A 12,304-nucleotide genomic window follows, 5' to 3' on the forward strand; every position below is an offset into this window, starting at 1 on the left:
CACGATGGCTACCGAACTCCCCGAGCCCCTTCAGTGGGTCCTGCTCCTGCTTGCCGGTTGCCGTTGGCCTGAGCAGGACGAAGGCCAGCTGCGCGAAATGGCCGACCACTGGCGCAAGACCGCGGACGGCGTCGAGCACGCCGCCCAGGCCGCCGACAGTGCGATGAAGAACGCGCTGGACGGTCAGAAGGGCGGCGCCGCCGAGGCGCTGGCCACCCACTGGGCGCAGTTCACCACCGGTAAGGGCACCGAGCAGGACCCTGGCTACTTCCCCGGCACCATCCAGGCTTGCCGTGGCATGGGCGACATGCTGGAGAGCATGGCCAACTCGGCCGAGACGGCCAAGATCACGATCATCGCCCAACTCGGCATCCTGGCTTTCGAGATCGCCACAGCCGAGGCGGCGTCCATCCCCACGGCCGGTGCCTCGTTGCTGGAGATCCCGGTTGCCATCACCACCGGGCGTACGGCGGTCATGGCTGCCTTGAAGAAGCTCGCGCAGGAAGCCGTGATGCATGCCCTCAAGATGGGCATCCAGATGGGCGCCATCAACCTGCTGGCTCAGAGCATCGAGCTCGCCGAGGGGCACCGCAAGAGCATCGACACGAAGGAGCTCGGCGACGCCGTCAAGGGCGGTGCCATCAGCGGCGCCGCAGGCCACGTCCTGGGCAAGGGGCTCGGCGCGGCGGGCGGAAAGCTCCTGCCCAAGGGCGCGATGGAGTCGCTCCCCGGCAAGATGGCGCACGGCGCGGCGACCGGCGTCGGTACGGACGCCTTCACCCAGTTCGCCCTGACCGGCAAGGTGGACACCAGCACCCTGCTCGGCTCCGGCCTGAGCGGCGGCGCTGGCCCTGGCCTGCACGCAGGCGCAGCCGCGGCCCGCGAACACTTCAACGGCCCGCCGAAGTTCGCCCCGGAGGGTGGCATCGGCGCTCCGACGGAGCACGGTTCGGGTGGCCGTCAGGACGGTCCGCCGTCGTCCTCCTCTTCGGAGGGGGGCATCGGTGACCCGGTCCCGTCCGGCTCCGGTGGCCGTCAGGACGGCCCGCCGTCCTCCTCCTCGGGCTCGGGCAGCGGCATCGGTGACCCGGTCCCCTCCGGCTCCGGCGGCCGCCAGGACGGCCCGCCGTCCTCCTCGCGCTCCGGGAGCAGCGACAACAGCACATACCACGGCCCGGAGAGCTCGTCCTCCTCCTCGGGCGAGGGCTCTGGCCGACCCAGCCTGGCCCCGTTCGGTTCCGACCGCCCGTCCGGCTCCGGCTCCAGCTCCCATGCGGACTCCGGGTCGGGTTCGGGCTCAGGCTCAGGCCGCCCGTCGGCCCACGAGTCCTCTTCCTCCCACCTCGACGAGGCCCCGGCGCCGGTCACCCACGAGTCCCGGACCTCCGCCGACACCCCGCGCCCGACCGAGGGCAGCAGCAGCCAGCCGCACGAGAACGCAGCGGCCAAGCCGCAGTTCCATGAGGCGCCAGCGCATCAGACGCCGAGTGAGCCTGCGCGGGAGACCCCGCTTGAGCCGATGACGGGCGAGACGCCGCGTCCGCATTCGCCGTCGGTTGAGCCGTTGCCGCATGAGGAGCCGTCTGGGCGGGTCGGTGAGGAGCCGTCTCCGCGTGTGCCGAGCGAGCCCGCCCGCGAGACCCCGCTTGAGCCGATGACGGGCGAGACGCCGCGTCCGCATTCGCCGTCGGTTGAGCCGTTGCCGCATGAGGAGCCGTCTGGGCGGGTCGGTGAAGAGCCGTCCCCGCGTGTCCCGAGTGAGCCCGCCCGCGAGACCCCGCTTGAGCCGATGACGGGCGAGACGCCGCGTCCGCATTCGCCGTCGGTTGAGCCGTTGCCGCATGAGGAGCCGTCTGGGCGGGTCGGTGAAGAGCCGTCCCCGCGTGTCCCGAGTGAGCCCGCCCGCGAGACCCCGCTTGAGCCGATGACGGGCGAGACGCCGCGTCCGCATTCGCCGTCGGTTGAGCCGTTGCCGCATGAGGAGCCGTCTGGGCGGGTCGGTGAAGAGCCGTCCCCGCGTGTCCCGAGCGAGCCCGCCCGCGAGACCCCGCTTGAGCCGATGACAGGCGAGGCTCCCTCGCCCCGTGTCCCTTCGGTCGAGCCCCAGCCCCACGAGTCGGTCCCGTCGCAGTCGTCCTCGCACGAGCCCTCGCCGCACGAGCCGTCGTACGCCCCCGCCGGTGGCGGCAGCGGCGGCCCTGCCCCGGCGGCCCACTCTGCAGTGCCCAACCTGAACATCCCTGGCGGCGCCCACCTGAGCACCGGCGGCGGCACCCCGAGCGCCGGCAACACCCACCTCGACGGCACCCGTATGGCCACGACGGCCGCGCCGCGCCCGGCGGGCACCCCTGGCGACAACTTCACCGCCACCCCGGACGGCTCCGTGCACCCGGCCGGCGACGCACCGGCGAACAACACCGGCCCGGCCCCCATCCCGCCGCAGTTCGGCCCGGTGCACGGGTCCGGCCCCGCCGGTGCGGGTGGGGGCAGCCGCCCCGCGCCACGTCCGGAGGGGGCAGCGCCCCGGCCCGAGAGTTCGGTGCCGCAGCCGCGACCCGAGGCCCGCACCGAGGCACGGCCCGAGGCCGGTGGCAGCCGCTTCCGTACGCAGGAGCAGCGTCAGCGCCAGCAGGAGCGCGAGCAGCGTCAGCACGAGTTCGCGACCCGCGAGCACACCACGCCCGAGACGCCGGTCGAGCCGAAGCGCGATGTGCCGACGATGGGTCAGGAGGAGCGTCTGCACGCCCTCGGCAACCTCACGCCGGAGGACCGGCGCTCGCTCGCGACGGACAAGGACTTCGTCGCCGATCTGCGCCGGAACTCCACGCCGGACCAGTTCGCCGAGTCGGCCGCGCACCTGCTGGTGCACGTCGACCCCCGGACCGAGCAGGGCGGTGCGGCGCGGCACGAGGCGCACCAGCAGCTGACCCGGATGCTGCGCGACCCCGATGTGGCCGAGCGGCTGCTCAACGAGGGCGTCGAGGTGGTGGTCGTCCCGAAGGACGTCCGGATGACCGACATGCCGGGCTTCGAGCGGTACAAGGGCAGCGGCGTGGACGGCGATGCCGGCCAGGGCCGGGGCTTGGACGAGGCCCGGGGCGTGACCGGCAACAAGAAGGTGATGATCACCGAGGAGAACCTGCTCGGTGAGAAGACCAGCATCGGCAGCGACCCCAACCACCCGGACGGGTACTCGACCACCACGCACGAAATCGCCCACGCCATCCAGAAGTACGGGCTCTCGGAGGGCCAGAAGCAAGGCATCATCGACGCTTTCAACGAGAAGAAGGCGCGGCCGGACACCGACCCCGAGAACCCGGTCCAGTGGCCGGACGGTTCGCGTCCGACCGTGGACGGCGTGCGGCAGGACAACTACAGCTCCACCGACAGGGAGGAGTACTTCGCCCAGGCCACCAACTCCTACCTGTCGACCAACCACGGCAGGGACTTCCTGACCGGTGAGAACCGCAACAACGGCGCCCACTGGGCGGGTGGGCACGAGCAGGCCCTCCATCCGCTGATGGAGCAGCTGTACGGGAAGGACCCGCTCGCCGCGCACACGGGCGGCCGCGCCAACCCGGTGGACCACATCGAGGCCGTGTCCGGTGTCGGCGACTTCTTCCGGATGGCCGAAGGGGCGCCGCACGAGACCCCGGCCTCGCACGAGACCCCGGCCCCGCACGAGGAGCAGCCGCACCAGGCACAGCCGCACGACGAGAAGCGGTCACCGGAGACCGATCCGGTCCACGACGATCTCTCACTCGCGCCGTCGGTCAAGGCTGCGGACCCCGCCAAGGCTGCGGACCCGGACGCGGACGCCGGCGATTACTCGCACAAGATCGACGGCAAGAAGACCATCGACACGATCAAGGACTTCCTCGGCGACTCGGACAAGTCCAAGAACGAGTTCGAGAAGGTCCGCACCGAGATCGAGAAGTACGACCGGGCCGACCTGGAGGACGCCGACACCGCCGCGATGCTGGGCAGCTACCGTCAGCAGAAGCGCATGCACGTGGACCTGCTCTCCCGCAACGAGAGGGAGTTCACCACTGAGGCCACGCGCCTCCAAGACAAGTCTGCCCAGCTGGAGTCCGACCTCCGCGGGTCCGACCTTTCCCCCAAGGACAGGGCCCAGCTCGGAGCCGAAAAGGTGCACGCGGATGCCGCGCTGAGCCGCATCCAGGGGCAGCAGGACCGGATGGCGATCTTCGACCACGAGTACCTGAAGAAGACGCAGCCGAACAGCCCGGAGCTGCCGGCCCGGGAACGGGCACGACAGGACGCGGAGCGCCGCATCCTGCCGGAGGCCATCAGGCGCATCAAGGTCAAGGAGGCCGAGGTCGCGGAGCTCCAGAAGCAGGCCGAGGCGCACAAGGACGCCGCCCTCAAGAACAAGGAGAAGGTCGGCGTCTACAACGACCGGCTCGCGGACCTCAAGCTCCGCCGTGAGGAGTTGGCTGCCGACCGCAAGCAGCGGGAGGACGACCTGGCGGCTGCCGAGAAGGCACCGCGGTCGCCCGCCCCGCCCGCCCCGGCGGGTGGCCCGCGGAGGGGCGGGGTGTCCGAGCCGACGGGGAAGACGGCCAAGCTGGAGCGGGAGGCGTGGAAGAAGCTGGACGACAGCTACCGAAAGGCGTTCGGCTACTCCGACCACGGTGTGATGGCGCAGGAGCCGCACGCCGAGAAGCTCGTGGTCCGGAGCGGCGACAAGAGCGAGCTGGCCAAGGCGAAGATCAACCGCAACCACGTGATCGCCGACTACATGGTGCACAAGTACGTGACGGCGGCCGTGTTCAAGGCACGCGCGATGGATCCGGAGGCCCACGGGGCGGCGTCCGAGGCGTTCGGCGACTTCGTCACCGACATGGCGCCCGACCGGCACCGGATCTACGGCAAGTTCGGTGCTGAGGCTGACAAGCGGCTCGCGATGGGCGGGCACGAGGAGGCGGCGTCCGTCCGCCGCGATCTCAACTTCAACGAGACGACGGTGGACCTGGGCACCACGTACGGTCGCGACCTGGGCAAGGCGTTCGACAAGGCAGGCGTCGCCGACCACCAGAGCGCTGCCAACGCCCATGCCGAGCTGGAGCACCAACTGGGCCGGTCGGGCCTGGACATGGTGGCCAGGCCCGAGCTGGACGCGCTGGCCAAGGCGGTGGGCGACATGCACGCTGCCCCTGCCCACCCGGCGCAGATCAAGGCAGTGCACGACGCCATTGGCAACGTCGAGCAGAAGGTCAAGAAGCAGGCGGTCGAGGACCTCGCCCTGGTCAACGGCGTCACCGGCCCGAGGCTGTTGGACGACACGGCGGCGTCGCTGGCCAGGGAGGGCAACAACAGCCAGCAGAGCACGCCCGCGAGCCGGAAGCGGCTGGCCGGCCAGCTGGATGACCTGGCTGCCCGCTACGAGAAGGCGGGCGCCAACCCGAACGAGCTGAAGGCCTACGCCAACGATCTGCGGAGTGACCACCCCACGGTCACCCCGGACCACCTCAAGCAGCTCGCGGCGAAGCTGCCGGGCGACCGTGCCGCGCTGCGAGACGCGGAGGTCAACCAGCGGCTGCACGAGGTGGCCAATTCGGCGGGACCCGAACGGAAGCTCGAGGCAGCCACCAACGACCTCAACAAGGCGACGAAGAACGAGGCAAAGCGCCAGAAGGAATTGGCGGACGCCCCCAAGGCGGTCGCGGACGCCGAAGCCGCCCTCGGTCTCGCCGAGAAGAAGGCGGAATCCACCAAGGCCGCCGCCGACGTGGAGGCCAAGAAGAAGGCGGCAGACGTACTGGTCAGCGCCCGGAAGAAGCTGGCGGAGGCGCCTGGGAAGCTCGCCGACGCCCAGCGGGACGTTGCCATCGCCACCGAGGCGAAAAACCGGGTGAACGACGTTTATCACGAGGCATTGAACAGCCAGACTGGCACGAAGGACCCGAAGGAAGCTGCCCGGGTGGCCTGGTCCGTGGCCGACCACGAGCTGGTCGGCAAGGAGTACGGTGGCGCCTTCCCCCGCGCCAAGGCGGGAGAGAACCACCCGGCCGGGATGTTCGAGCACGCGCTGACCGCCAAGGTAGAGGAGGTCCCCGGCCTGATCGAGGACATCACCGCCAAGCTGTCCAACAGCGCCTCGAACCTGCGGTTCGGCGACGAGACGGTCAACAAGTGGATCCAGAACTTCCTGGACCCGCACCTCGTCCGCGATCCGGAGGTGGTGACGGCGGTCGCCCACGGGCAGCTGCCGGGCGAGGCGCTGTACTCCTCGCACACCGCTGACCTGCTCCAGGCCGTGCACAGCCTGGAGCAGCACGGCCTGGCGCCGAAGGGGCTGCGCGACATCATGGCTCCCAAGACGCAGGGTGACATGGAGAACGTGCTCTCGTCGACGGACAAGAAGGCGAGCCCCAGCGCCACCAGCATCGGCGACGAGCTGCACATCCAGGAGGACAAGTCGTCGGCGCTGCCGGTCTCCTCCTCGGGTGAGTTCAGCAATCGCCCCGCCCGGATGCCGGGGTCGCTCCCGGATGGGCACGGGGCGCTGCCCAAGCCCATCCGGGACCCCCAGGCCGGCACAGGCGTCGGCGGACTGAAGCGTGACGTCACCATGGCGGACGTCAGCGACGGCGTCACCGACCGCGACGGCGACACGCAGATGGGCTCACAGCCGGACCGCAAGAGGCAGCAGCTCGGTTCGCAGGACATGGACCTGGGCCTCGGCGACATGTCGCTGGCCCCGTCGGTCGCCCGTCCGGCCACGGCCCGACCCAGTGGTGATGCCCCGCGCGGCTCCGATTCGGTGCAGCCCTCGCACGAGCAGCAGGCCTCGCCCCAGCCCGTTCACGAGGATCTGCCGTCCACCGGGCCCGAGGAGACCCACCTCGACGGCACCCGCACGGCCTCCAGCGCCGCGCCGCGCCCGGCCGGCACCCCCGGTGACATCCTCACCGGCGCCCCGGATGACATTCATACCCCTCCGGCGGGTGCGGACCCGCGGACGAACAGCGGTGCACAGATCCCGCCGCAGTTCGGCCCAGTGACCTCGACGGGCCCCGCGTCCCACGGCTCGACCGGCGGTGGCCATACCGGGGCGCCCTCGGCACCACGTCCGGAGCCGACCGCACCCCGTCCGGCGACGCCGGGCGGTGGCCGGGGCGCTGGTGACCACGTCACCGAGCCTTCGGGCAGCAACTTCCGCACCCCGGAGCAGCGTCAGCACGAGTCCAACACTCGCGAGCACGCCACTCCCGAGATCCCGGTCGAGCCGAAGCGCGACGTGCCGACGGTGGGTCACCAGCACGACACCTCGCCGCAGCCGCACGAAGGGCAGCCGCACGAAGGGCAGCCGCACGAAGCGCAGCCGCATCAGCAGACACCGGAGCACGCCGGCACGCCGCTCCCGATGGCCACCGAGAAGCGTCCGATCGGCGGCCCCGGCGGACTTGAGGAGCCCTCGCACTCGGACCACGAGCGGATCGAGGGCGCCGTCCCCCACAACGCGGACGGCAGTCCGCAACGGCATCCGGACCCCAATGCCGGTGACTGGATCAAGAATCTCAACGGCGACGGGCCTGACGCCCCCGGCCGCAACAACAACTGCACCGACGCCGCACTCGCACTGGTGGACACCTACGGTGGGCGTCCCACGCCCGCCGCCGCGCGCACCCAGGATCTGGACGCGCACGGTAACTCCTCGCCGGACGGCGAACACGGCGGCCGGGTTCGGATCGAGCAGGCCCTCGGAGGTAAGTTCGAGGACCTGGGGGACGGCAGGTCTGCCTACGACAAGCTGTCCAAGACGTTGCTCGACGAAGGCCACGGCTCCCAGGCCGTCATCATCAGCACCGACAGGGACGGCCGTTCGCACGCCTGGAACGCCGTCAATCACAACGGCAAGGTCGTCTACCTCGACGCTCAGAGCGGACTGAAAAGCCACGAGCCGCTCCACAACGGCGACCACGGCGTCTTCGCCATCCCCCTCACCCCCGACCGCAACCCGGTGCACCCCACCGACCCGAACGCCGCTCATCCCACCGAGGGCCGCCAGGCCCCGGACGAACCGGCCGGCCTTGAGGAAGATCGGAAAAAGGCGCTGCGGGACGAGGAGGTGAGGCAAGCGCTGCTTGATTCGCAGGGGACAGCTGGTCGAGAAATCGACGCCAAGCTGAAGAGGCTTCAGATGACGCAACGCGGGGGGAAGGGCCCAGGCGGGTACTACTGCCGGTTCGAGCCGGTCGACGTGACAGGAGCCACCCCGGAGGCCGCCAAGCAGATGGCGGTCGACGCCGCCAGCAAATTGGCGCAGGACGTCAAGAAGAAGTGGGCGAATAGTACGGCCACGGGCCCCGGATGTGTGGGTGCCGCACTTTACAAGGGAAATACTGTAAAGGTCTTCAAGGTGCCCGAGGATCCTGCGGTGCCGAAGCCTACTGGCTGGGGGCAGCCGATGCGGACGATGGTGGAAGAACGTCGGACGGTGCCTGAATATTCCCTGACCACCACAAGCAGTACCAAGGGGATAGAGGGCAGGGGATCCGCCCCGAATGCGCATCCGATCCTCATTGACTCCTACGATAGAAATGCCAACGGAAATGAGAACACGGATGGGAAATGCGCCGAAGTTGCCATGCTTTCGGAGATGCTCGACAAGATAGATCCGAGCATTCGTGGAGATTACTCCGCTGGGGGGAGCAGGAAGGCCGCTGCGCTGACGCGGGCCAGGGCGATCCTTTTGGATACTTCGGTCTACACGGTTGACTCTAGCTCGGGAGCACAGGGAGCTCCTTACCTCCCTCCCTGTGCAAATTGCGGCCCGGTGTTGGCGGAGTTCGGAGTCAACCTCCTTTCGGGCGGCTCCTGAGTCAATTTCTCCCCATCTACCCGGCCTGCGCGCCGGGTAGAATCCACTTCCGAGACGCGGCCGACCGGCCGTCTGCAACAGAGAGTCCAGAAACGCTCATGCCTGAAGCACCCGACCCCGTCGAGACGGTTTCGTGGCTGGAAAGCCATGGATGGTCGCATTCGCGTGACATCGGCGAGCGCGCCCGCCAGATGATTGCCGAGCAAGTCGGCCGCTCGGCGGCTGAGGAAGAACAGACGGAGGGATCCAGTGCCGCTGGGACGGCGCTGCTCTTCCTTGCGCAGTTCGGCGGCCTCACTCTCCCGACAGCGTCGGGCAGCCACCTGCGGCTGGTCCCCGCCGCCCCGGCGAATGCCGAATCGGAGGCTGAGCTGGCCCACCTCCAGACGCAGTTGGGTAGGCCGCTGTTCCCGGTCGGAGCGGAGGTCGAAGGCCCGGGACGCCTGCTGGTGACGGCCGAGGGCTGGTTCTTTCGACTCGACGCCGATGGTGCCCGGTTCCTGGGCGAGAATCCGGTCGCGGCGTTGGGCTGGGTCCGCGAGGGAGGTGAACTTCCCAGCGTGACAGAGCTGTTGGCTCCGGTGACGGATTCGGATGCGGGCGACCTCGACACCCCGGGCGGAGAGGTCCCGCACACCGCGTCCTCCCTGATGGTCGACCAGACGATCTATACCCAGACCAATGCGCTCGGTGTGGGGGAGCCGGACCTGCATCCGGCGGTGCGGGAGTTCCTGGCAGCGTTGCCGCCGTACCAGCGCGAGCCGTTCGCACTGTGGTGTGCGGAGGCGAGTCTGGTCTCCGACGAGCTGCACCGCTTGGACGAGCGCCGAGCGGACGGGCGGGTGACGACGCTGGAGGACGCACGTGCGCACTTCGCCGGCAGCCAGATCACCAGCATCGCGATTCGGCTGGACGACGAGGCGGAGCACGGCAAGCCGGTGGCTCCGTGCCGCTCGTGCGAGGCTCTGCTGACGGCGGTCGGAGTCGAGGTGATCGGAGAGTGAGCGAGACCCACCTCACCGAGGGACTGCGTGAGGCGCTGACCTCAGCCGGCTGGTCGCCAGAGAACCGGCCCGCCGCGCAGGACACCGATCTGCGGCTGCTGATGGCAGTCGTGGCGGCGAACGTCCAGGACGGGTTGCTGGAACCATTCCCGGCGGCTCGCCGGATCCTGGACCAGTACGGTGGCCTGGCCATCCCGCCGGTAGGACCGGGAGTGGAGGTCGCGTCGAACGGGTGCGTGATCGACACCGCGGTGGCCCGGTCCGGCCGGACCGCGCTGGTTGCGCTCGCCGAGCTGCTGGACAGTCCGGTGTTCCCGGTGGGCCGAGTTGGTAGTGACGTGCTGGCGATCGACGACCGGGGGCAGCTGTTCCGGCAGGGGCAGAGTGGTTGGTGGTACCTGGGCGCCACCGCCGAAGACGGTCTGGCCCGGTTGGTCGAGGGCTTCGCACCGGCCCGGGTAGATGCCGACGGACAGTGGACGGAGCCCGCTCCGCTGCCGCGCGAGATTCACCGAGGGACGTGGATCGACACCGGCCCGGCCAGCGAGCTGCTGGCTGCCGCGATGGCGGTGGCCGCTGAGGCGACCCGCCCGCTGCGCCGGCACGGGCTGCCGGCACTCGGTCGGCTGTATCTCACCGTTGAAGGGGAATCCGGCGGTCTTCCCTTGCTGTACCAGGAGTTCGAACTGGACAACGACCCGGAAGCGCGGATTGCCGAGATCGTCGACCGGACCTTCCTGCGGCCCGGCGCACAGCCGAGCCGGGTCACCGTCCGCCTGGGCCCCGCGCCTGAGGTGAACCACGGCTGGGATGGCCTGGTCATCGCCCGCACGGACCGCAGCAGGGAACTGGCGCTGCGCCACCGCACCCCCGCCGGACAACAGTCGCCCGACCCGACCGCCGCCACGGCGACCGTCGCCGCACTGACCGCACTCATCGCAACTCACACCGCACCGCAGAAGGAGCCTGCATGATCACCCAGGAAGAGGCGGTCGCCAAGGCTCGGACATGGCTGAACGCCGGTGCTGCGGACGGGGCCGAAAGCGAGGTCAGGTTCCGGGAGTTCGAGCTCGGCTGGGTGGTCTGGGCAGCCCCTGCCCCGCTGGAGCGTGATCCGGTGACCGGCATGCGGCGGCCCCCGGCCACCGTCGGACAGGCATGCGGGGTGGTGGACCGGGAGACCGGCGAACTCAGCGCATGGCCGTCCGTCCCGGTGGATACCGTCATCGCCAGCTACCGCCAGCGTCGCGCCGCCGCCAGCCCCGACGCGCCCCAAGCCGGGTAGCGCGAACACCGGGATCGAGGCACTGTACGAGCCCGACCAGACCTGTGGGCAGGCACGGTAGGCCTCCTGGGGGCGCGGTTCCGGGGGTTTGACCCGTCAGTCACTCTCTCCCGTGCGGATGCGGGGGAGGGCGGACGGGTGGGTGTCGCGGAGGTAGGCGACGAGGTGTTCGCGGACGTCGAAGCGTAGGGCTGCTGCGTCGTCCGGGGTCCGGGCCGTCATGGCGGCCCGGACCAGCAGGGTGGTGGGGGTGGTGTCGGTGACCTGGAGGGACCACTCTGCGCCGTCCCAGTGGGGGTTCTCGCGCAGGTAGGTGAGGAGGGCCGCCCGGAGGGCTTCGACCGGGGTGGTGTGGTCGAGGTGGAGGAGGACCCAGGCGAGGAGGCCCGGGTCCTTGCGGGTCCAGTTCTCGAAGGGTTTGTTGACGAAGTAGGAGACGGGGACGATCAGGCGGCGGTAGTCCCAGAGGCGGACGACGAGGTAGGAGAGGGTGATCTCCTCGACGGTGCCCTGCTGGCCGTCGACCACGACGGTGTCGCCGATCCGGACGGTGTCGCCGAAGGCGATCTGGAGCCCGGCGAAGAAGTTGCCCAGGGCTGACTGCGCGGCGATGCCCGCGACGATGCCGAGGATGCCGGCGGAGGCGAGCAGGCTCGCGCCGATCGTCCGCATGGCCGCGAAGGTCAGCAGCATGACGGCGCCCGTGACGACGACGATCACCGCGCTGACGACGCGTCGGAGCATGCTGGTCTGGGTGTGTACGCGCTGCAGCCGCGCGGGGTCGTCGGAGAGCGTCTCGTACCGGCTGAGGAAGGCCTCCAGGCCGGCCGCGACCACCCGGACGGTCAGCCAGCCGAGGCCGGCGATCAGGACCAGCAGCAGGACGTGCCGCAGGTCGTCGCCCTGGATGTCGAGGAGCTTCTCCAGCGGGCGCGAGCCGAGCAGCAGCAGCGCGGCGATCACCAGTTGGAGCGGGACGCGGCAACGCCGCAGCAGCGGCCAGACCAGCGCGCCGGGCTGACGGGCCGCCACCCGTTGCAGGGTCTGGTCGACGGCCCAGCCGAGGGCGAGGGTCGCCGCGACGATGGCGAGCAGGGTGACGAGCGGCCAGAGCACGGGGCACCTCGACGGGATCGACTCCGGGGTGTTTCGCACCATACCGTGACG

5 protein-coding genes are annotated in these 12,304 nt (G+C 70.2%); 4 read left to right on the top strand and 1 reads right to left on the bottom strand.

Annotated features, from left to right (window positions below):
- Positions 1-4: 4 nt before the first annotated feature.
- The 4 genes from ACR68M_RS26245 to ACR68M_RS26260 all read left to right on the top strand — a co-directional run bounded on the left by ACR68M_RS26245 (position 5) and on the right by ACR68M_RS26260 (position 11,137).
- Entirely contained in the window at positions 5-8,848 is an 8,844-nt protein-coding gene (locus ACR68M_RS26245) for a toxin glutamine deamidase domain-containing protein (protein ID WP_441246582.1), read from the top strand.
- Between the two features lie 98 nt (positions 8,849-8,946).
- Positions 8,947-9,852: a YwqJ-related putative deaminase gene (locus tag ACR68M_RS26250; RefSeq protein WP_441246583.1), complete on the top strand. Its 906-nt coding sequence runs from the start codon at positions 8,947-8,949 to the stop codon at positions 9,850-9,852.
- Positions 9,849-10,826, top strand: coding sequence for an SUKH-3 domain-containing protein (locus ACR68M_RS26255; protein WP_441246584.1), 978 nt, complete (start codon positions 9,849-9,851; stop codon positions 10,824-10,826). Before ACR68M_RS26250 ends, ACR68M_RS26255 begins: the two co-directional genes overlap by 4 nt.
- Positions 10,823-11,137: a hypothetical protein gene (locus tag ACR68M_RS26260; RefSeq protein WP_441246585.1), complete on the top strand. Its 315-nt coding sequence runs from the start codon at positions 10,823-10,825 to the stop codon at positions 11,135-11,137. Before ACR68M_RS26255 ends, ACR68M_RS26260 begins: the two co-directional genes overlap by 4 nt.
- A 96-nt stretch (positions 11,138-11,233) precedes the next feature.
- Here the strand turns inward: ACR68M_RS26260 and ACR68M_RS26265 are convergent, their stop codons facing one another.
- A complete protein-coding gene (locus tag ACR68M_RS26265; protein ID WP_441246586.1) occupies positions 11,234-12,295 on the bottom strand; it encodes a mechanosensitive ion channel family protein in 1,062 nt (353 codons plus the stop codon).
- Between the last annotated feature and the right edge of the window lie 9 nt (positions 12,296-12,304).

The organism is Kitasatospora sp. McL0602 (assembly GCF_052076145.1).
Taxonomy (GTDB): Bacteria; Actinomycetota; Actinomycetes; order Streptomycetales; family Streptomycetaceae; genus Kitasatospora.

Bases quoted from the DNA above. Each gene is read 5' to 3' on its own strand.
- ACR68M_RS26245 (WP_441246582.1), top strand. From the start codon at position 5: ATGGCTACCGAACTCCCCGAGCCCCTTCAGTGGGTCCTGCTCCTGCTT.
- ACR68M_RS26250 (WP_441246583.1), top strand. From the start codon at position 8,947: ATGCCTGAAGCACCCGACCCCGTCGAGACGGTTTCGTGGCTGGAAAGC.
- ACR68M_RS26260 (WP_441246585.1), top strand. From the start codon at position 10,823: ATGATCACCCAGGAAGAGGCGGTCGCCAAGGCTCGGACATGGCTGAAC.
- ACR68M_RS26265 (WP_441246586.1), bottom strand. From the start codon at position 12,295: ATGGTGCGAAACACCCCGGAGTCGATCCCGTCGAGGTGCCCCGTGCTC.